Raw genomic sequence first — 21,913 nt, 5'->3', positions numbered from 1 at the left:
TCATAAGAAAAAGGCACCTAAAAGGCGCCTTCTTCTTATGAGATAAAAATTATTTAGCTAGTTATGAAATAATTATTCTCTCAAATAGACGATATCATCAACTTATTGAAATTGTTTTCCATAAGGATAACGAGAATATCCAATTCGAATCTCCATTTCCTTGGTAACTTTGAACAGCTTCATAGATTTTCCCTTGATACTCTACTCTATCCCCTTTTGTATATGCTTTCCTCGGATCCCATTTTTCATAAGAGGTATTTTGCTCTTTTGTTTTTATACTAAGAACACTACTTTGAATAGACTGATTTCCAGCTGCATCTATAGCCTTCACAGTATATTTGTATTCTATGTTAGCAGTCAGTTTACTATCAGTAAATGTGGTTCCCTGTACCATTTGAATGAATTTCCCGTCACGTAATACTTGATATTCTTTCACACCTACGTTATCTGTTGATGAATTCCATTTTAACTCTACGCTATTTGCAGTAATGTTGGCTGCTTGTAATCCTTCAGGCCGTGTAGGAGCTTCCGTATCTGGGCTAGGGTTAATAATTTGATCAACTTTCTTAAGACCATTAACTGTAACTTGATACACTATCTTCTTACCAAAGCTCTCCTGTATATTTTTATCCACATTTATAAGAGTCGCCCGGTTTCCACCCTCTAAATGTGTAAACTCAATATAGTCTCCGACTTTCATCGAAATTTTTTGTGTTTCAGCATTTTGTTGCCTGTTTCCATAAATATCTTTATTATATACCACTTTTCCAGATGAATTTTGGACTTTCACACTCGCATATGTACTATCAAAGTAATGATGTGGTACACCTGCTTTTAATTGAATTTGCATTTCTTCTTTTGTCTTATTAAAATCCAATTTTGCAAACTCAAAATCTCCTATTCCTTTCATTGACCATACAAATTGGTTTCCCTCTAAAACATTATTTGATATATCTGGACTATATCCCAAATTTGACAGGATTGACTTTAAATCTGGCAAAACACCGATTTTATCTGTTAACGGATTTTGAGATTTGGTACCTGTATTTGGATTACTAAGTATATTTCTTAATTCAGCTGGTTTATATGGACGACCTAAATGTTCTTTAGCCACACCTTGTATTGAAGTCGCTGCTCCAGCGATAATTGGAGAAGCACTAGATGTACCACTAAAGCCTGTTGTATAGAGATTTTTAGTAATCCTATTAGGCTCAGCACGAGTTGTATCTACGTTTTCTCCCCAACCATAAACATCAATTCTACTACCATAATTTGAAAACCATAAACGTTTATGAGGAACAGTTGACGATGCGGCTCCAATCATTATAGCTCCTGAATCTTTAAAGTCCGGACTATTGCGATTTAATACCTGTTTTCCATTCCGATCTCTAAATTGATCAAGGTCATTAGAACCATTTGCCCCAGCTTCTATCACAATAATTCCTTTATCCGTTCCAGCTCGTATTGCATCAAAGATATCTGGCTGTACTTCAACAGGTAAATATTTATCTCCATATCCATCATAAGAAGCTTGTGCCTCTAATAATAAAATATCCCCAGCTTGCAAATTATGTACAGCATTTATTATCGCATCAGCCGTATTATACGACCCATCACCTCTTATTTGGGATACTACTTTAACCTTAGCCTTCGATGCAATTCCTATGTTACCAACCTTATTATCTTCAGCAGAAACAATCCCAAGAACGGATGTTCCGTGCCCAACGTGTTGATCTATATTTCTACCAGATATAAGCTCAACTTTTTGATTTACTAAATCTTCATGGTCTAATAACCACCCATACTCCATATCTACAAAAGTAGTTCCTTTTCCATCTCCACCTTTAATGCTCCATGCATAAGATGCATTAATCCCATATGGTGCTTCCTTAAGATATCCCTGGTTTAAAAATCTTGGATCGTCGTAAGGGTTAAGCGATACAGTAGGTAATTGTACTTCTGGTAAAAGAGTTGGTTTTTCTTGCATATATACTTCTTCAACAAGATAAGATTTCTTAAACTTGTCCATCAATGTTTCAGCTGTTACTTTATTAGGCACTTCTACAATATAATAATCTAGTAAATTAGAAGATGAATTATTTTCAGTTTCCCTCGTATGTTTATCGATGTTTTCAATCTCTTTTGGGTCCACAGATGTAAATAAACGTTTTAATGTTAGCTGTGGAAATTCAGAAAAGATTTTTACTAATTCCAGATCGCTATCTTCGTTTTTTATTTGTTTTTCAAGTCCATCCTTATACGGGAAATTCACTTCACTTTTAAACTTTACAATAATTTGATCTTCTTCTTTAATATCTGCCTCAGATTGACTTATATTTTTTACAGGACCTTTCGAATCTGCATACACTACATTGGGATTTTCATGAAATTTAATTAGCTCTAATCCTGTAAAGGCCGTAAGTGCAATCGTAGAAACAAATATCCCTTTTATAAATTTCATAATGAATACCTCTATTCTTATTTCTTTATATAACAATTTATAGATTATTAAAGGTTCTACTTTGAATAAATAACTCAACATCACTTGTGTGTATTCATAAATTATTTTAAAGAATATTTTATTATACACTCAACAGGTTGTTTATTTTTTATATACAAATGAACTGTTAACACCTATACCCTTCCCTTCAAACAACACAACAATTGTCCTCATGATATGAAATATAAGTGAAAGCCCTTTGAAAAACGCCAAAAATATTAAAAATTCACTTATAAACAACCGGATAATTTTATTTCTATATTACTTTATAAATAATTCTTCCTAATTGCTAATATTTTCATAGTAGATGGCGGCACGTTTTTCTAACCATATTAATCTTATTGGACAAAATAATGATGAATGTGATGTTAAAACTAAGACAAGTTACCTATAATGGTAGTTGTGCAGTTTGTAAGATAGAAGAATGTAATTTGTATGCTACGATCTGACATAATTCTAATGGTATGGAATGTATATTTCTCCGTAAAAGTAACTTGCTTTTATCTTTTTTAAACAATTTATTATATTATTTTCATCTAATTAGGCACAGAAACAATTTAAAAATTCTTACTACTTTTTAGGAAAAACGTTTTTAGGGTACATTTTAAAATAGCTCTTTTTCTTTAAAATGTTTCTGTGCTTAATATTTAAAATATCTTATGTCAAAATTTCCCGCAACTAATATGTTAAATGATTTATAATTATATATAATATGGAATATTATAGTTGAATATTCCATATTATACTCTATTAAATATAGCGTATTTAACTTATTATGAATTGATCTGTTAGTGTAAGTATGAATTATTAAGTATGTTTTGTTTATAATTGTCACAATATAATTTTATCTTMGACGTTTTAATTACTTATAGAACATTTACATATGTTATAACTGTTATTTATGAGATAAAGAATCTCTCTACATATAAGATTTACTTAATTTAGATTTTTTCTCACTCAATCATTTTGTCGAAAAAAGTCGAATTTTCATATCTTTTCTTTATTTTTTTGTTGTAAACGTTTTATTTTCGTGTTACCATCTTAATCAAACAATAGATGGTAATAGTATTTCTTTCCCTTAGAGACATATAAACGTTCGGTAATACCATGAAAATAAGGCCAAAGAAATATGAGTTACTTGATAAAAGATTCAATGGGATTTTTACCACCTAAATTTTCTGTTAATTCAGAATGTAGAACTTTAACATTTTGTCCCTAAGCAAAATTTACATTTTAGCGTGGTAAACTCAAAAAGCTAAATCACCCACCCAAATTAATAAATGATATGTCCTGTTATATCTAGCGATCAGTAATGAGAAAAAGATTTCTTCCTAAGAAAACTTAGCCAATTAATAAAAAGTGTCTGAATTTCTATCTTTATTACCATCTATTGTTGATAACATATTTACCAATTATAAAAAAGAACCTATTGAAGGTTCTTTTTTATTATAATCATTAGCATTTGAATTATTGATAATCATTGGTGTTGAATCTTTATTCCCTCAGCTTTTATAGTTTTCTTTTATTAACACTTGAAGACTTATTGAGGTACGGTTCTGATTTTAATTTTTGTTTTTTTATTTTTAAGCGACTATTTTCCGAATGATGGGCCATCCACAGTTTTATATCAAATAAAGAAAGAATTATGTCTGTTTCAAGTGACATTTTGCTTACCTCCTTCTTTCTTATAGGTTATGTAGGTATTATATCTCTTGAATCTGGAGCCAATTTGAAATATATATAGTTTTCCTGTGAAGTCTTTAAATTGTTTACTAGTACTTCTCCATACAAACTCCAGATAGTAAAGTTATAATGGCAACTAGAGGTGATATAATGATCAACCATCATATTCTTGTAATAGAAGACGACCAAGAAATTCAGGAATTAATTAAACAATTTTTATTGACACAACAGTATACAGTTGAAGTTGCATCAGATGGATTAGAAGGAATGATACAATTTAATAAGCAATCCTTTGATTTGATTCTTTTGGATGTGATGATGCCAAACCTTAACGGATTTGAAGTTGCGAAAATGATTCGAAGTCAATCAAATGTGCCAGTTATTATGCTGACTGCGTTAGAAGAAGAACAAGATCAAATGAAAGGATTTGATCTTGGAATCGATGATTATATTACAAAACCATTCTCTTTTCATGTTTTGATTAGACGAGTCGAAGCAGTACTAAGAAGAAGCAATGATAAAAGCTTAGATAATCATTTCGTCTTTAAAGAATTGCGTGTCGATGTCGACGCCTATAAAGTATATGTAAATGAAGTTGAAATCTCCTTAACAATGAAAGAATTCGAAATTCTGCAACTACTACTACAAAATGAGAGAAAAGTACTCCTAAGAGAAAGCATCGTAGAAAAAGTTTGGGGCTACGATTATATTGGGGAATCACGAATAATCGATACGCATATTAAAAACATACGAAAGAAATTAGATATCCCTTATATTAAAACCATAAAGGGTATAGGTTATAAAATCGATGAATAGGATCGTAAAAATCCTGAAGATGAAGCGAATTACTTATAAACTCTTTATGACTACATCCCTCATTTTGTTAGCCTTTGCAGTCCTAATTTATTTAACTTTATACTTCTTTCTCCCTACATTTTATGAGCAATATAAAACAGAGCAACTTGAAAACGGGATGGAAGAAATAATTGATAAATCTAAGAATCTTACATTTCAAAATGCACAACCACTTTTGGAGGAGTATATGCAAAAAAATAATGCAATACTCAACTTTCCAAATTACGAAAGAGTAATCGTTTATTCTTCTCCTTTTTCTTTTACTCAAGGAAGTACTACTCAAGCAACACGTATAGGAAGTTCGAATAGCCTGAACAAATCATATGATATTCCATTTCAGGATGGTAACCAAACAGTCGTAGTTTACGCAACATTTCAACCTATTGATGAAGCTTCCAAAATATTGGTACGTTTCCTTCCCTATATCAGTATTATTGTAGTTATTATTGGGATAGGAAGTGCTTATTTATTTTCAAGGTTCATTACAAAACCACTCATTTATATTAATCGAGGGGCACAAAAAATGGCGGACTTAGATTTTTCCGAAAAAATTGAGATTCGTTCTATGGATGAATTAGGGGAACTATCCGATAGCTTGAATGATATGTCTATAAATTTACAACAAACTATGTTTGATTTGCAAAAAGCAAATCAGCAATTAAAAAGTGATATTGAAAAAGAAAGAGAAATAGAAACAAAACGCAGAGAATTTTTTGCAACTGTATCACATGAATTAAAGACCCCTCTTACTGTTATGAAAGGGTACTTAGAAGGGATGATATATAATATTGGTCCCTATCAGGATCGTGACCAATATTTAAAGAAAAACCACCAAATTATTGAAAGAATGGAACAGCTGGTTCGTGAGATTCTAAGCATGTCGAAATTAGAACAACATACATTTAAACCACAATTAAAAGAAATAAATCTCTCCGAATTAATAGATATAATCACAAAAGATCTCAGTTTTTTTGCTTCTCAAAAAGACATTCAAATCATAAAACAGATTGATTCTCACTTTTCTGTCTATACAGATCGGGTTCTTTTAGAAAAAGCCTTTAAAAATATTATTCATAATGCAATTATGTATTCACCGAATAATGAGAAGGTATATACAGCTAACTCAGGACTCAAAACAAAATTGTATCTTAATTCAAATTATCAATACAGGTGTACAAATTAAAGAAAATGATATACAACATGTCTTCGAACCATTTTATCGAATTGAAAAATCAAGAAATCGAAATACTGGTGGGAGTGGCTTAGGATTATATATTGTAAAACAAATTTTTGAAGCACTAGGTTTAGAGTACGTTATTAATAATGTAGAACAAGGTGTACAATTTGTTGTTAGCATTCCAATATCTGAGCAATAAACAACCTACCAATTCGGGAGGTTGTTTATTAGAGTTTGCTAATATCTCTTACTACTAGTTTCTCTAACAATTTTAGTGCGCTTACCTTTTTATTTTGTACCCTTTACACCTGTAATTCCCATTGCTATTAGTACATTCTGAAGAACATTTTCAGATGAATAGATTACTCGATTGGAAAAATACGAATACCCATTTTTAGATGTATCCAACCTACAAACTTAGCTATGAGTTTTAACTTTACCAGATTCAGATGATCCTAAAATAGTTTGAACTAGAATTGAATTCATGTGTATATAATCAAAAAAGGTTTAATCAATTTACCGGATTAGTCTGATCAAAATCAGACTATTTTTGATCCGTTAATTTCACCATTTTTGTTATTTTTTCACCATTACGATAAACTGTTACTTTAATTGTGTCCCCCGATTTTTTCTTTTCATATAAATACTTGCGGAATTGAACAACATTTTCTATTTGTTGTTCATCCAATGCACTCACAACATCATGCTGTTGTAATCCTCCTTTTTCTGCTGGTGACTGACTTGAGATATTCCCCAAAACAACACCATTTGTTATCTCTTTTGGCAATTTTAATTGATCACGTGCAGAATTTGTAATTTTCTCTACATCAAATAGCTGTACACCTATCATTGGACGTTTAACTATCCCCTCTTTTTCAAGAGACTCTAGAACTGTTTTAGCTATATTAATCGGAATTGCGAATCCGATTCCTTCAACTGCTTGTTGTGCAATTTTACTTGAATTAATTCCAATGACCTCACCCTGCTCATTAAACAAAGCTCCTCCGCTATTCCCAGGATTAATAGCTGCATCTGTTTGAATCACCTGTGCCTGCCAATCCACTTGCTGATTTCCAAGTGTACTAACAGGTATTACTCGATCCTTGCTACTAATAATCCCCTTTGTTACACTTCCTTCTAACCCTAATGGATTCCCAATAGCTATCACAGATTCCCCTGTACGAATTTTTTCTGAATCTCCCAGAGTTGCTACGTTTTTCACATCTGTTCCATCAATTTCTAGTACAGCTAAATCTAATAATGGATCTTTCCCTACTACTTTAGCAATAAGATTTTTACCATTATTCAACTTCACTTCTATTTTACTTGCACCGTCTATCACATGATTATTTGTGACAATGAAAACCTTATTACCTGTTTTTTTATATATGACGCCTGATCCTGAACCAGCTTCTTCTGATTGTGCTTGCATAGCAAATGGATTTGAATTTTTTTGATAGTTAATGACACCTACTACAACTTCTTTTGCATCTTCAATCATATTTTGAAGACTACTCATACCTTCTGGTTTGTGCGAGACAGGAGTAACCTGATTCACCTCGTTATTTTTAGTGAATTGACCTGCACCTCCTTTAATTTCATCTATATAAGGAGTGGTCAAGCTGATTGTAATTGCACCAATCATTGCACCAATTATTCCAGTAAAAAAATAACCTGTTTTTTTACCGTCTCTATTCATGTTTTTTCTTGTTTGATTTGTATCATAGTGTCCCATTTTGAACACTCCTTTCTCCCTTAATATCACTTGGATATTTCCATCTTTATATTTTCACTATAAGTCCTGCATCTGGAGTGTACATGGAGATAATCGGGAGTTTATCGAGAGCTGTAGACCTTTAATACAAAAAAGAACCCTTATAATAAGGATTCTGCAACAGGAAAACACAAATATATAATAATAATTTGTTATTTTCATACTTTTAAAAAACTAATTTTCACTATATGAAAGTTATACATGTTTTAAAATTTGTATCTTTCGAAACACTTCACAGACGTATTGAGGATTCTTTTTATCTTAAGATGCATGAAAATAAAAACTATTTATAAAGGGGTTCTTTACAAACAAAAAGAAGGCATCTCGAATAAAGATTAATCAAAATGGCCTTCTCTACACATGCCCATCAACTTAAGAATTCAGAATTACCCCAAAACAAAAAATGAGCTTTTTTGCTACAAGTTAGCACAAAATTTCGTTCTGGGGGTATTTACTTTTCTTAGCTTGATAGCGATGTGGTAGGGCCCTATATTTGACTCTTTTTCTACACCTAGATATTCTAGAGTTCGTTCTAACATAAGTGCAGCCTGTTGACGTGTGAGTGTGCCATATGGCGTAAACTTAGTAGCTGAAACACCTCGGATAATTCCTGTATCGTATAGGGCTTGTACATCATAATACCGGCTGCGAACGTATTTACACCGAGAAGGTGAGTGGGGCAAAAGATGATTACCCAGAACTGGTATGCTGGCTGTTCTTGCAGAGTTTGAGCGTGATATTATTCATGGAAAGCCTCTTCGTCTAGATCATACGTAAATACAAACAAAACCAGCAAAACACCTCTTCTGTGTCGTACTGGTTTTGTTGAAGTCCATCTAGAATTGTAGCTAGTTCAACGTGATTGCAAATTCCGAGTTCGGCGCGCCAGCAAATACAACCGTTCCGTTCTTCGGCAGTTTTACTTTGTTATTGCCGCTCACAACGGTAAAATTGACACATACTCCCTTCTCATCATACACCGCGAACGAACTCTTCGATGGCAACGCCACGGTCATCGTTTTCCCCGCTGCCGCTTGTGGGATCGTAAACCATTTCGCATACCCATTTGCTTGCAGCGTAACTTTGGATGATTGGCCTGCATCAAGCGGTTTTACGCTGGATCCACTTACGTATAACAATCCGGCCATCTCCATATATTCACTGCCGCCTTCTGTATAGAAATGAGTTTCCGTCGTATCACGGCCATTCATCACGGGAATCTGGAGCTGATGCGCCGCGGTGTTCGGACCTGTAATTTTTCTGCCATCCCAATAGCCCGCCAGGCCTTCCTTGCGAGTAATTTGTGTGGTAATAAGTTTCGGTTGAACGAGATATTCAATAGAACTAAATTTCTCGTTCACGAGATAGAACTTGACGCCTTCCCGCTTCGCCCATGCGGCAGCGGTTTTCTTCGATAGCACATTGTCTTCTAGTTTCTCGGCCAAATAGTGAGTCATCGCACCTTGCCCTAAGTCTGGTGTCGATTTATATGTGCTCTCCCTCAAATAAGTTCTTCCATTCTTCTCAGTGACAAAGTTGAGCTTAGAAGTACCCTTCTCATTAATAAAGCTTCCATCCGCAGTATATACATATTTTTCTTCTCGATTAGATGGTAAGAACAGTTCTCCATTCTTCGTAATTTCAATTTTGAAATGAGTTTCGCTATTGCCATAAAAGCCCGCTTTCTTTGCCACGTCTTGAGGCATCTTGACCTTGACCGGCTTGCCAAAAGATTTGTTCGGCTTGATGTTCTTAATTGTACCCTTCTCTTTAAGCACGGCGAGCAGCAATTCAGTTGCCAGTAGTTGATTTGTAGAGCTTCGTCCACCGGATGACAACACAGCCGCTGCCATTTTCTGTTCCGGAAGCACGACCAGTATAGCATGTTGCAGTGCCGTGTCGCCGCCCTTAGCCAAGCCTTTTATCCCATATTCACTAAATGGGTATAGTTTCACACTATCCCAGCCAAGACCATAGTTAAAAATATTATCTCCATCCCCCGGCCACATTCCTTTTTTATATTCCTCTTGCTCCATCGCCTTGACTACCTTATCAGAGAGGATCCCTTTTCCCTGTCCCATAAATAATTGTGAGAATCGTACCATATCTTCTGCCGTGGAAGAGACCCCTCCCGTACCAATCACATTCACCGATTCAATTGGAAGCTGCCCTTGGTACGCCGGAAAATAAAGTCCAGCCCGCTTTTCGTCTCTCCATTTGTCCTGCGGCGTTTTTGTATGATTCATCTTTAAGGGTTCTGTAAACCGTTGATGTAGAAATTCGGTAAAGCTCATACCGCTGACTCTTTCCACCAAAATTTCGGCCAGCGTAAAGCCATCGTTGCAGTATACCGAAAACGCGCCAGGGTCTGCTTTCAGGCTCTGGTTGGACAATTGCTGCAACAAGAAATCATGGGAATAGGTATCATTATCGTTAAATAAAAATGCATTACTTAACGTGGAACCTTGCAAGCCGGAGGAGTGATTCAACAACATACGCGGGGTAATGCGTTTGTACCGCCCATCTTTCATCTTAAAATCAGGAACATAGTTGACCACAGGAGCATCCAAATCGACTTTTCCTTCGTCGACCAATTTCATTACAGCCGCTGTTGCATACATTTTACTGACTGAACCAATCCCGTATAGAGTATCTTTGGTTAGCGGCTGTTCCCCTTCCATATCGTTCTTTCCAGCCTGCCCCGACAAAGTAAGCTTGCCATTATCAATTAGCGCATACTGCACGCTAGTCGTCCCATGGGACTTCGTGAGTAGCGCAGCCTTTTCTGCTGCAATCTTCTTCAGTTCTTGGCTAGCTACTTCTGCGTTAGATACAACTGTAGTCTTACCGTCAGAAAATGCTTTCGCCCCTGTTGGTAGAATCATAGTTAGCGCTAATGTAGCGGCTAATACACCAGTTAGTTTATTTTTCATGAGGGAATTGCCTCCTTAGATAAGTGATCAATTTCATCATTTATTTGTTTAACTATGAAAATATGATAAAATTTATCCGTTCTTCCTTTTGGCCTACTTGCTAAATTCAGCAAGTAAAATATTTTTAAAAGGATCATGATTATCAGCATTAAGGCTGTTCAAATTGACAGCTAATGTATGCTTGCCTCCAAGTGTGCCTCCAGCAAAAGTAACAAACCCTGGAATGCTACCTCCGTGTCCCCATATTGAGACACCGTTTGGAAGCTTAGTTTCATAGATTCCAAGACCATATCTGCCAAATGCAGCTTCTCCTGTTGGAACTGTAGTAAGCATTTGTTTTAGTTGCTGTTCTTTTAGTAATTTACCCCCAAGTAAGTAAGAGAAGAATTTGTTTAAATCATCAGCAGTAGAAATCATATCTCCAGCCGAGCTCCCCATACTTGGGTTATAATAAGTAACATCTTTTGGCTCACTTGCTCCGTCTAGTTGGATATATCCACGGGCATGCTTGGTTCCTGGAATCACGCTTGAATTGCCAGGTAAGAATGTATTCGATAATTCAAGCGGTTCAATAATCCGATTTTCAATCTCTTCCGCATAGCTGTTCCCGGTTACTGTTTCAATAAGGATCCCTAGTAATACGTATCCTGTATTTGAATAAGACCAGCTCTTTCCTGGAGCAAAATCTGGGGGCATCGAAATCCCCATCTTTACTAATTCTTCAGCCCTATACGATTTTTTAGTATCCATAAGATTAAAGCCTTTTGACCTTGTGTATTCAGCGATACCACTTGTGTGGTTCAATAATTGCCGGATAGTAATCTGTTTATCATCATACCCGTTTCCTTGAATGACACCAGGCAACCATTTTTCAATAGAGTCGTCTAGATTCAAGCTGTTCTCTTCGGCTAATTGAAGTACAACTGTTGCCGTGAACGCCTTCGTCACGCTACCAATGCGAAAGCGAAAATCTGTTTCCATTGGTTTCTTGCTGCTCAGATTCGCTACCCCAGCGGCATAACTCCATGTTTTTCCACCCTCAGAAGTTTTAGCAAGTACCCCCGGGAATCCAAGTTGCAATGTATCCCGCACTGCTTGCTTGACAGAATTACGATCTCGTTGAGTACTTGTTTGTAACGAACTAGATACACTTTGAGTAGGTTCTGCTTTTACAATTAAGGTTGGCGTTGTGTATAACAGGGAACTTCCAGCTATTAAAAGGGCAAGACTTGCAAATGTAATTTGACTATGTGTTTTCATAGGGCATTCCTCTCCTCTATTCATATTGTATAGTTGGTTTCTTGCTATTTCGTATTAACCACACAGCTACCATCTCCACCAATGAAAAAAGGTCAACATTGAATTCGTAATCATCTTCATAATTATTATTTTTACAAACGCCATTCTATCCTGGGTAAATCCCTCTTTTTCTACATATATGTTAACCACAGAAATTACTTCTTTTCCTTGAAACACTCTTGTTACTGGTCTGTTTTTCATATATAAGTCATATCTGTTCCGCCTTTCACACCTCTTTATATTTTTATCATACACAATGAAAATTTCTTTTTTCTTACCCATTTCTTACAAATTACTTACGTTCAAAATCGCTTTTATACTAGGGTAGAAGGAGCATCTGTGCCGGAAGGTTCAGTAAATATATTAATCAAAAAGAAACACAGAGGTTTTTTACTTCTGTGTTTCTTTTTTTCATCCTTTTAAATATTAAGAGCCGATTTACCCCTAACAGGATGAATTCTGGCTCTTTTCTAATGTAATTTTTCTTCTTGCAATACAACACAAATGACATTGTGCTGCATGAAACACTCCTAACGTTGTTAAAATCACTTGTTTTTAAGTCAAAATTTATTTAACTTAGGGCAGATACTCCATATCCATCAGCTTAAGAAAAATAAACGCCCTCAAAACGAAAAAATAAACTACCTTCTCAAAGTAACTACCTGTAGAAAAAGAAAATGTTCATTTAGGAGATATATTAAAACCTTAGCTTGATAGTAATGTGGTGCTACCCCACATCCGTCAACTTAAGGAGAATAAACGCCACCAAAACAAAAAAGCCCCAAATTTTTCATGAAAATAAGTTGGGGCTTTTGAACCAGAAAAGTATATTTTTAACTATGAAAACTACGATAAATTTTTCCTTTTTTCCTACTTGCTAAATTCAGCAAGTAAAATATTTTTAAAAGGATTAGGACTGTCAGTTCTACCCAAACTATTCCAATTGACGACCAACGTATGCTTGCCTCCAAGTTTACCTCCAACAAGAGTTGTAAACCCTAGAATGCCACCGGTGTGTCCCCATATCGAGACACCGCTTGGAAGCTTAGTTTCATAGATTCCAAGACCATATCCATCGATTCCTTCTTTTCCTGTAGGAACTGTAGTAAGCATTTGTTTTAGTTGCTGTTCCTTCAGTAATTTGCCACCGAGCAAGTAAGAGAAGAATTTGTTTAAGTCGTCAGCAGTAGAAATCATATCTCCAGCAGAGCTACCTGCACTTGGGTTATAATAAGTAACGTCTTTTAGCTCACTTGCTCCGTCTGGTTGGACATATCCACGGGCATGGTTAGTGCCTGGAATAACACTTGAGTTGCCTGGTAGGAATGTATTCGACAATTCAAGTGGTTCAATAATCCGATTTTCAATCTCTTCCGCATAGCTGTTTCTGGTTACTTTTTCAATAAGAATGCCCAGTAATACGTATCCTGTGTTTGAATAAGACCAGCCATCTCCTGGGGCAAAGTCTGGAGGCAGAGAAACCCCCATCTTCACTAACTCTTCAGCCGTATACGATTTTTTTGTATCCGTAAAATCAGCGTCTTTTGACCTTGAGTATTCAGCGATACCACTTGTATGGTTCAATATCTGCCGGATAGTAATCTGGTTACCATCATATCCATTTCCTTGAATGACACCAGGCAACCAGTCTTCGATGTAGTCGTCTAGATTCAGGCGATTCTCTCCAGCTAATTGAAGTACAACTGTTGCGGTGAACGTCTTCGTCACACTCCCAATGCGAAAGCGAAAATCTGTTTTCATTGGTTTCTTGGTTCTCAGATCCGCTATTCCAGCGGCATACCCCCACGTTTTTCCACCCTCAGAAGTTTTAGCAAGTATCCCCGGGTATCCAAGTTGCAATGTATCCCGCATTGCTTGCTTGACGGAAGTACGATCTCGTTGAGTATTTGTTTGTAACGAACTAGATACATTTTGAGTGGGCTCTGCTTTTACAATTGAGGCTGGTGTTGTATATAACAGGGAACTTCCAGCTATTAAAAGGGCAAGACTTGCACATGTAATTTGACTACGTGTTTTCATAAGGCATTCCTCTCCTCTATTCATATTGTATAAGTGTTTGCTTACTGTTCCTTACTTCCTGACAAGACTTAGGGAAAGGCCCTGACGCATATAGATTAAAAGGTATCTATCAATACCAACAATTTGAGCCAGTTAAATCTCCATCCCTTCTATAACAAAATTATTCAAAGGTATGAAAGCATATTATGTACCCTTAGTTATTGTTAGGATTAACACAACATGAGACATAGCTCCAACCCATATTTTACTTTATTTATCCATGATATGTATTGAGAAAGGATGTAAATTCGAATCCTTTCCGTACCCCAACTATTGATCGTTTTTTTCACCTATTATAAAATCAACAGATAACTATTCATTTACGCAAATGTACATCAATATCAGCCTTGAATTTCAAAATACAAATTATTAATAAAACAAGTAAAGTAGCTATATTAAGAACATTGAAGATATAAAAAAAACAACAAGCCTGTCAGTATATCAGATATAAATCCTTCTCTGACATTTTTTAAATATTGATTAAATTTTTGAAGACAGCATAACTTTCTCTAGTATAAATATGATAATGCAAGCAAGAATCTCGTTTTACATATAGCAAACACGTTATAATGATTACTGAAATCTTGCCGGAATATAATAGGTGTGATAGATGAAAAAATGGAACTAATTAAACAAGAAACAGACTTAATATAAAAGATGCGTTTTCAGCAATAAAAATAGAAGTGGACCAAATCGCAAAATCTTTACAACATGGAGAAGAAGTACAGTTACTTGGTTTTTGAGGACATCCGAAGTCCAGGAACTTGTAGAGCGTAACGGTCGTAATCCAAAAACAGTAGAAGCGATGAAGATTCTCCCTTCAAAATTACCAGGTTTTAAAATCAGCTAAGAGCTTAAATATATGGTAAAGTAAAAAAGTATTTCCCTACATATTAAGAGAATACTTTTTTTAAAGGAACCTCAAAACTCACACATACCCTATACAGTAAAGGAAGTTTGGTACATGCAATTTTCTATAGACGCGATTCGTAATTTCCTCATACATGATATGGAATCCTATCGTGAAATGCTCCTACAAGAAAATGATTATGACAATATGAAATGGAGTTACACTACATTCATCGATATGAATAATTACCTAAAGAAAACAAATATGGATCAAGAGGAAATTCAAGAGTTATTATCGGTGAGCCGTGAAGGGATTTCTTTTGGATCGGTAACAAAACGTGATATGCTCTTTATACATTCTCTTACTAGTCCAAATCGATGTTTGGAACTAGTGGAAACCTATAAATTGATGGAACGAACAAACGAATACGTTCCCAATATGAAAGAAGAATTGCAATGGCTCAAAGATCGATGGGAAAAAGGGTTTTATATTTTTGTTAATCAATAAATATGTTGTATTTATAAAAGCGCTTACCATAGCAAATGTAGAAGAGTCAAAGAATATGAATATAGCTTAGAAAAAAGCAAATCTTCTTAAAAGGGAAGCTTGCTTTTTTCTTATTCCCCCTTTTCGAGGGGATGAGCAAAAACCACCCTTAATGAACTTTATAAATTATGTTTAGTACTTGTTAACAGCAAAAGGAAAAAAATAGGTGTTAAAGGATATTTATTTTATTGATATTTTAAAATCATATTGTTTTAGTGTGTTTATCTGTGAAGAATGGAGACTGGTTTTTATTTAATATCTTCCGAAATAAAAAAAGAGACCTACTAAATAGGTCCCTTTTTTATTCTACATATAAGTTTCATTGCTTTTTGGTTTTGAAATTGTAAGGTATAAAATTGTATATAGCGTTTTCTTAACATTACTATCAATAGCTAATTCGTGGCTCTCAGGATTTCTTACTTTCTTAGCTCTATTATTCTGTTCTTTCGCTTAAAATTCCAATATCCCCATAACTTCTTTCGTAAATAGTTTAAAATCAGTTAAATGTTTTTCAATAATTTGACGAACAATATCTAAATTTACACTTTGATAATCATGAACAGCAATATTACGAAATCCCACCATCGCCTTTAACTTATTTGCTAGCTCTACGCTAAGTAATCCTGCTGTAACCAATAAATCAAAAGCCTCTCGACTAGATTGGGGTAGTCCTAATTTTTTCCCAGCAACAATATGCATTGCTAAATCAATACTCGCTTCACAAGCTCTTTGTATATTCAATATTATTGAATCTTGCTTTGTGTAATCCTCCAAATTTTCAGGGTCATTTCCATATACATCTTGGATTCTTTTTATACAGCGCTCTATTGTGGAAATTTTATTTAAAATAACCTCATTCTTCATATATAGACCCTCTTTTCTTTATATCATCGAATACTACCTTGCGTTCCTCATTCAATTTTGAATACATTTTTAAAGTTTTCATTTCAAAAATGATTTTCCGTTCTTCATCAGAACAAAATATTGTCTTTCCTGTATGTATAATCTGAGCTTGAAAAACTGTAGAAGCTTCAGATAAATCAACTAAATCAACATCTCTATGAACAATGTTAGCTAACTCCTGTGCTAATAAAAAACGTTCATAGTTCCCTAAAGTTGTGTCACTTAAATAAGCTATATCAATATCACTGTCTTCCCGTTCTCTGTTCTCAGCCGTTGATCCAAATACAATTATCCAATAGGGATTCACCGTCTCTTGTAATTTTTCTATAATAGCTGTTATCATGCTTTGAAAAATCATTTAATTAATCCCCCTTATTATACTTGAATTTTATTATATCATAACCATTACGAAATCCATTAATCTACAACAATTACATAAACAAATTTAAACCTTCTTAGTACTTAAGCACCTCAAAATTACGTGCTTATCCCTGTAAAACACTGACAATAACTGTCAGTGTTTTATATGTTAATTCACCTTTAATTTCTCTTTTACTTTTGTAGGGAGTTCGTCTTTCTTAACCTCTTCCCAAGATTTCACACCTTTTTCCTCAGAGTAATATATAAGTAAAAATGCTTCTTTACGAAGATTTTTTAATGCTGTAAACTCCATTTCTTTTTCCTTACCGTCCTTATCAATTCCAGACAATTTATATTGGTAAGTCGTATCACCATTAACATTTTTCTCTTTTAATTGTTCGCCATCCTTAGTAATTTGAACATAATATTTATCTGTACCAAGTCGATTTAAGTTACATCCCGATAAAAACACAGTAAACATCACAAAAACACTAAACATAAGCATTATTCGTTTCATATTATTCACCTCATATTTCTTCTCTCAAAAATTATATCCTAATCTTCTTACTACCAAAATCCATTAACATTACACTAACATTACATTTTCGTAATATAGGCTTTTCTTTTTTCAGATACTCATCCTTTAATGGTTACTTAGGATTAGCTGAGTCTTACTAATCCATTGGGACATTCAGCTCTTCCACCTTTTCATAAACGTAAATGACCTCCGTTGCTCCTTCTACATACTTACCTTTGGCCTTTTTCGGCTTTTCTATCAACTTGTAGCCTGGAATCTCTTATTAAAGAAGGAATCGAAAAAAATGAAATTAAAAATGATATAGATGTTATGTCACTTGCTTCTTTCCTTTCTTCTTCAATGAAAGAAGCTATTATGGCTAGTTGAGTATGAAAAAATAATATACACCATCATTATTTTATAGAACAAATAAGACATCTTCTTAATTCATATTCTGCATAAAGAATGCAAAAGAGAACTCAAAAAAAGATTAGACTCCTTTTTTGGGCTCTTTTCTTTTCATAATGCAATTTATTATTTTAAATCTACGCAAATTCTATCCTTTAATGCAGGGTAGATTTATAGCCTGTGAAAATGTTATTTCATTTTTGAAGACCTCTTCACAAAATCCTTAATATCCTTTAATTTTTTTCCACTAATATTATCTTTGATGGTTGAATCTATTTCATTTTCAATATAAAAAGTTTTCTCTTTAACCTTTACCTCAAATTTATATTTATTTTTATCCCAATCTATTAAATTGCTTTTTAGTTGCGCAATATCCCTTAAATCAAACTGAATCATAAAAGGTTCTAAAGCTGGATAAAAATGTCCAAGTTTACTATTCTCTTTTAAAAAAACTATATATGTGTCACCAGATTTAGGTTTTATATACAATGGATCTTTGTTTTTTACTTTTTTTGTAAACACTTTCGTAGCACCTTTCAGAATTATTCCATTGTCATCAATAACTTCATTACTTTCCTCTAATACGAGACTTTCTGAGTATCTATGATTTATTAAAATTTTATTCTCTACAGAGTCCCCTTTTAAAATTTCTTTAACATGAAAACTAAACAGATGGCCTTCGACATCTTCATCTTGAATCTCATATGATGAATTGTTTGCCATATTCCATTTAGAGTGTAAACCGTCATATTTACCTAGTACAATTACATCTGCTTCTTCTACCATTTCACTTAAATGATTTGTAGTTTTGAATGTCTTACTTAATACTATAGTTTCAGAATTCGATGAAACATTAGACACTTCTGCTATGTCTGTATTTGACCAAATTGTTTTACCAATAATAATTAAAAAAGTAAATATTAATAAACATAGACTCCATTTTATTACTTTATGTTTATACATTATAATAACGTCTCCTTAAAAGATATTTTATACCATTTTCTCAATATAAATATTCCGAATTTTAAAAAAATATTAATTCAAAACAAGATAATGATGCTATAATTCTCTTGTTAAAAATAATCTTTGGAGGGATAATATGAATTTTAGAAAAGGGATTACTGCATTTTTATTAGGTAGTGTGTTTGTCTTTTCCAGCGTTGGAGTTTCAGAAGCTTATGTAAAAGAAGGATGGAAGCTACCTTCAAAATCAGCTACATATAAGTGGGGAGACAGATTAGACGATGGCTCCAGTATCATTAAATCCGGTTGGCAAGCTGCAGATTCAGCCTGGTACACTGCTTCTCGTATTAACTTTACAGTTTCTTCTTCTTCTGTGAACAAATTAAACTCTTGGTTTGAAAGTTCCTCTACTTATTATGGAAGAATGAACACAACTTATAATACATCCACTAAAAAAGTAACGAAATTCGCTGGTGATATTAATGCAGGGAATACAAATATTACAAAATCTAATGTTGCTAAAAGTACAGGAGTACATGAGTTTGGTCATGCAATAGGAATAGGTCACAACAGTGGCACTTCAATTATGAACAGCAATCGTAATCGTACTACTATGCATGTTCCTCAAACTGACGATAAGAATGGTGTAAATGCAATCTATTAACAGAAAAAGGAGATGATTTCTTAATGTTAAATAAAAAAGCAAAAAATTTAGTAATTGCAATTCCTTTAGCTGCAGTGATTGGTTTCGGAGGATATTCAGCATATAATAGTCACTTCTCCAATATTGCTGGCGAAGATAAGAATGCTGAAACTATCATTCTCAGTAAAGATTTCCCTGCTACAAGTGATTTAAATCAAATGATTAATGAAGCCGATCTAGTTGTAATTGGTGAATATGGAGGTCTTGACTCTAAGTGGAATATGGCACGTAATCCAAATAATCCATCGGAAGAGGATACAGAAAATTATGTTGAAGGACATCTATATAATTTCAATATTTCCGAAACAATTAAAGGTGTTAATGAAAATAAACAAATAAAAATCAATCATCGTTTTGCTGAAACAGTTAAGCTTGAAGATTCTAATGCAGTTGTTGCACCAGATGGCACAGTTACAAAACAAGCTACTAAGGTAACTACTAAAGAGGTTCAAAATAAGGATCCTTTATATATCGAACCTAAAGTTAATAAAAAATATATGATGTTTTTAAAGAAAGATCAATTATTTGGAAACTACTACGGAGCAATTGAACCATTTGCAATTACTTTTGATGAAAATAACAAAGCTGACCTTCAAACAAACATAGAAACTATTAATGAAAGTAAGATGTCTTCCAAGGCAGAAATTGCAGGTAAAACAATTGTATTGAAAAATGAAATACATGAAACTATTACTGACAATATTAGCGGTAAGACCCTTAATGAATTAAAAGATCAAGTAAAACAAAATGTTAAGTAATAAACATAACTTTTAATAATTTATCCTAATTCATACGATAGTAAAAATTAATTTATTGAAATTGTCAAAAATTAAATACAAATTATCTTGAACTACCCCTACTTTCACATCGTTTAGAATTTTGGGATGAATGTCAGGAAATAATAAAAAAAGAAAGGGCTTATCTTTAAGTAATCCTTAACATAAGCCCCTCTTTCTATCTAATTATTTAAACATATTCGTTTCCATCACTCTATACAGCAATTTCTATTACAATGGATTACCTATTTCAAATAGCGAAAACTACAAATTAGTTAAAAAATTAAACGTTTATGCAGTTGGTTGGGCTTCACTATTACCACCAATTGCCGTTATGCATATAATTGAAAAATAGTTCATTTCTAAATTTATCATTTTAGCCAAGAAGACTCCTTCCTCAAGGAGCGCGAAGTGAGTAGGTGGGAGATGAATTGGCCTCGGACAAAGGATGGCAGGAAGCCACCTTAATTGTTCGACATACATAAAGTGTTACTTCACTACCTACCGAATGTATGTTCGTTGTATAATAGACGCATACCGAAATGGAGGTGAAATGAATGATGATTAATAAAGCATATAAATTTCGTATCTATCCAAATAAAGCACAAGCGATCCTAATCAATAAAACGATAGGTTGTTCTCGTTTTGTATTCAACCACTTCCTATCCCTATGGGATAATGCATACAAAGAAACCGGAAAAGGTTTGACATATGGTACATGCTCTGCCAAACTCCCTTCCATGAAGAAAGAGTTTGTTTGGCTAAAAGAAGTGGATAGTATTGCGATTCAGTCGTCTGTTCGCAACCTTGCGGATGCTTATACACGCCTTTTCAAAAAACAAAACAATGCCCCGCGTTTCAAATCTAAGAAGAACAACGTACAATCTTATACCACAAAACAAACAAATGAAAACATTGCCGTTGTAGGAAACAAAATAAAATTGCCAAAACTAGGTCTTATTCGATTTGCCAAAAGTCGTGAAGTAAAGGGACGCATTTTAAATGCTACAGTTAGGCGGAACCCTTCTGGTAGATATTTTGTGTCACTATTAGTTGAAACAGAAGTGCAAGAACTTCCGAAAACACATTCTTACATTGGAATGGATGTAGGACTAAAAGATTTTGCCATTTTGTCAGATGGAACAACCTATAAAAACCCGAAGTTTTTTCAATCATTAGAAGAGAAGTTGGCTAAAGCACAGCATGTTCTTTCTAGAAGAATGAAAGGTTCTTCTCGCTGGAATAAACAGCGAGTAAAGGTAGCTAAAATTCATGAATACATGGCAAATGCTAGAAAAGATTACTTGGACAAAATCTCAACTGAAATCATCAAAAACCACGATGTTATCGGTATAGAGGATTTGCAAGTATCGAATATGTTAAAGAATCATAAGTTAGCAAAAGCCATTAGTGAAGTATCATGGTCACAGTTTCGAGCCATGTTAGAATACAAAGCAAAATGGTATGGCAAACAAGTCATTGTCGTATCGAAAACATTTGCTTCAAGCCAATTATGTTCTTGTTGTGGATATCAAAACAAAGACGTTAAAAATCTAAACCTACGTAAATGGGACTGCCCTTCTTGTC

At 34.0% G+C, this 21,913-nt stretch carries 19 protein-coding genes and 3 pseudogenes; 9 read left to right on the top strand and 13 right to left on the bottom strand.

Annotation, left to right across the window (positions count from 1 at the left end; all coding sequences use genetic code 11):
* Positions 1 to 97: 97 nt before the first annotated feature.
* Together AC1DS7_RS24355 and AC1DS7_RS24350 are read right to left on the bottom strand one after the other, a co-directional pair.
* Entirely contained in the window at positions 98 to 2,461 is a 2,364-nt protein-coding gene (locus AC1DS7_RS24355) for a putative mucin/carbohydrate-binding domain-containing protein (RefSeq protein WP_012259803.1), read from the bottom strand.
* 1,548 nt (positions 2,462 to 4,009) lie between these two features.
* Positions 4,010 to 4,165 (bottom strand): hypothetical protein, encoded by a 156-nt coding sequence (locus tag AC1DS7_RS24350; protein ID WP_172805470.1) that lies wholly within the window; start codon positions 4,163 to 4,165, stop codon positions 4,010 to 4,012.
* A gap of 168 nt (positions 4,166 to 4,333) precedes the next feature.
* On the opposite strand from AC1DS7_RS24350, the gene AC1DS7_RS24345 reads away from it, so the two are divergent.
* Both AC1DS7_RS24345 and AC1DS7_RS24340 read left to right on the top strand, forming a co-directional pair.
* A complete protein-coding gene (locus AC1DS7_RS24345; RefSeq protein ID WP_476999273.1) occupies positions 4,334 to 4,999 on the top strand; it encodes a response regulator transcription factor in 666 nt (221 codons plus the stop codon).
* Positions 4,992 to 6,414, top strand: a pseudogene (locus AC1DS7_RS24340) (sensor histidine kinase). Before AC1DS7_RS24345 ends, AC1DS7_RS24340 begins: the two are co-directional and overlap by 8 nt.
* 345 nt (positions 6,415 to 6,759) lie before the next feature.
* Here the strand turns inward: AC1DS7_RS24340 and AC1DS7_RS24335 are convergent.
* The 6 genes from AC1DS7_RS24335 to AC1DS7_RS24310 form a co-directional block, all read right to left on the bottom strand.
* A complete protein-coding gene (locus AC1DS7_RS24335; RefSeq protein ID WP_476999255.1) occupies positions 6,760 to 7,959 on the bottom strand; it encodes a S1C family serine protease in 1,200 nt (399 codons plus the stop codon).
* A 446-nt stretch (positions 7,960 to 8,405) separates the two neighbouring features.
* Positions 8,406 to 8,672: an S-layer homology domain-containing protein gene (locus tag AC1DS7_RS24330; RefSeq protein WP_215601339.1), complete on the bottom strand. Its 267-nt coding sequence runs from the start codon at positions 8,670 to 8,672 to the stop codon at positions 8,406 to 8,408.
* Between the two features lie 165 nt (positions 8,673 to 8,837).
* Complete coding sequence (locus tag AC1DS7_RS24325) at positions 8,838 to 10,922, bottom strand: serine hydrolase domain-containing protein (protein WP_215601340.1); 2,085 nt, start codon at positions 10,920 to 10,922, stop codon at positions 8,838 to 8,840.
* Between the two features lie 93 nt (positions 10,923 to 11,015).
* Positions 11,016 to 12,182 (bottom strand): serine hydrolase domain-containing protein, encoded by a 1,167-nt coding sequence (locus tag AC1DS7_RS24320; protein ID WP_113710494.1) that lies wholly within the window; start codon positions 12,180 to 12,182, stop codon positions 11,016 to 11,018.
* 66 nt (positions 12,183 to 12,248) lie between these two features.
* The gene (locus AC1DS7_RS24315; protein WP_476999254.1) at positions 12,249 to 12,503 is read right to left on the bottom strand and encodes a hypothetical protein; all 255 of its coding nucleotides are present in this window, start codon (positions 12,501 to 12,503) and stop codon (positions 12,249 to 12,251) included.
* Positions 12,504 to 13,091: 588 nt separating this feature from the next.
* Entirely contained in the window at positions 13,092 to 14,261 is a 1,170-nt protein-coding gene (locus tag AC1DS7_RS24310) for a serine hydrolase domain-containing protein (RefSeq protein ID WP_215601341.1), read from the bottom strand.
* Between the two features lie 778 nt (positions 14,262 to 15,039).
* Here AC1DS7_RS24310 and AC1DS7_RS24305 point away from each other — a divergent pair.
* Both AC1DS7_RS24305 and AC1DS7_RS24300 read left to right on the top strand, forming a co-directional pair.
* Complete coding sequence (locus AC1DS7_RS24305; RefSeq protein WP_197228058.1) at positions 15,040 to 15,150, top strand: HU family DNA-binding protein; 111 nt, start codon at positions 15,040 to 15,042, stop codon at positions 15,148 to 15,150.
* A 114-nt stretch (positions 15,151 to 15,264) separates the two neighbouring features.
* Positions 15,265 to 15,657, top strand: coding sequence for a hypothetical protein (locus AC1DS7_RS24300; RefSeq protein ID WP_097953838.1), 393 nt, complete (start codon positions 15,265 to 15,267; stop codon positions 15,655 to 15,657).
* Between the two features lie 489 nt (positions 15,658 to 16,146).
* Here the strand turns inward: AC1DS7_RS24300 and hepT are convergent, their stop codons facing one another.
* The 4 genes from hepT to AC1DS7_RS24280 all read right to left on the bottom strand — a co-directional run bounded on the left by hepT (position 16,147) and on the right by AC1DS7_RS24280 (position 17,738).
* A complete protein-coding gene (gene hepT / locus AC1DS7_RS24295; protein ID WP_215601342.1) occupies positions 16,147 to 16,560 on the bottom strand; it encodes a type VII toxin-antitoxin system HepT family RNase toxin in 414 nt (137 codons plus the stop codon).
* Entirely contained in the window at positions 16,550 to 16,957 is a 408-nt protein-coding gene (gene mntA / locus AC1DS7_RS24290) for a type VII toxin-antitoxin system MntA family adenylyltransferase antitoxin (RefSeq protein ID WP_215601343.1), read from the bottom strand. The genes hepT and mntA overlap by 11 nt, the downstream gene beginning before the upstream one ends.
* A 171-nt stretch (positions 16,958 to 17,128) precedes the next feature.
* Positions 17,129 to 17,476, bottom strand: a complete 348-nt coding sequence (locus tag AC1DS7_RS24285) for a YxeA family protein (protein ID WP_002090450.1) — start codon at positions 17,474 to 17,476, stop codon at positions 17,129 to 17,131.
* A gap of 157 nt (positions 17,477 to 17,633) precedes the next feature.
* Positions 17,634 to 17,738 (bottom strand): hypothetical protein, encoded by a 105-nt coding sequence (locus AC1DS7_RS24280; RefSeq protein ID WP_369689502.1) that lies wholly within the window; start codon positions 17,736 to 17,738, stop codon positions 17,634 to 17,636.
* 8 nt (positions 17,739 to 17,746) lie between these two features.
* Here AC1DS7_RS24280 and AC1DS7_RS24275 point away from each other — a divergent pair.
* Positions 17,747 to 17,938: pseudogene (locus AC1DS7_RS24275) on the top strand (TetR family transcriptional regulator C-terminal domain-containing protein); the annotation flags it as partial.
* A 135-nt stretch (positions 17,939 to 18,073) separates the two neighbouring features.
* Here AC1DS7_RS24275 and AC1DS7_RS24270 read toward each other — a convergent pair.
* Positions 18,074 to 18,847, bottom strand: coding sequence for a hypothetical protein (locus AC1DS7_RS24270; protein WP_215601344.1), 774 nt, complete (start codon positions 18,845 to 18,847; stop codon positions 18,074 to 18,076).
* A 136-nt stretch (positions 18,848 to 18,983) separates the two neighbouring features.
* Here AC1DS7_RS24270 and AC1DS7_RS24265 point away from each other — a divergent pair, with 136 nt between their 5' ends.
* From AC1DS7_RS24265 to tnpB, 4 genes and pseudogenes are all read left to right on the top strand, one after another.
* Entirely contained in the window at positions 18,984 to 19,511 is a 528-nt protein-coding gene (locus AC1DS7_RS24265; protein WP_001011319.1) for a matrixin family metalloprotease, read from the top strand.
* Positions 19,512 to 19,534: 23 nt separating this feature from the next.
* Positions 19,535 to 20,308 (top strand): cardiolipin synthase, encoded by a 774-nt coding sequence (locus tag AC1DS7_RS24260; protein WP_476999253.1) that lies wholly within the window; start codon positions 19,535 to 19,537, stop codon positions 20,306 to 20,308.
* Positions 20,309 to 20,567: 259 nt separating this feature from the next.
* Positions 20,568 to 20,681: pseudogene (locus tag AC1DS7_RS24255) on the top strand (DUF3221 domain-containing protein); the annotation flags it as partial.
* 202 nt (positions 20,682 to 20,883) lie between these two features.
* The coding region (gene tnpB, locus AC1DS7_RS24250; RefSeq protein WP_476999252.1) for an IS200/IS605 family element RNA-guided endonuclease TnpB at positions 20,884 to 21,913 on the top strand (1,030 nt) is incomplete at its 3' end.

It is taken from the genome of Bacillus sp. P4_E1 (assembly GCF_056401715.1).
This window is presented reverse-complemented; position numbering and strand designations above follow the sequence as displayed.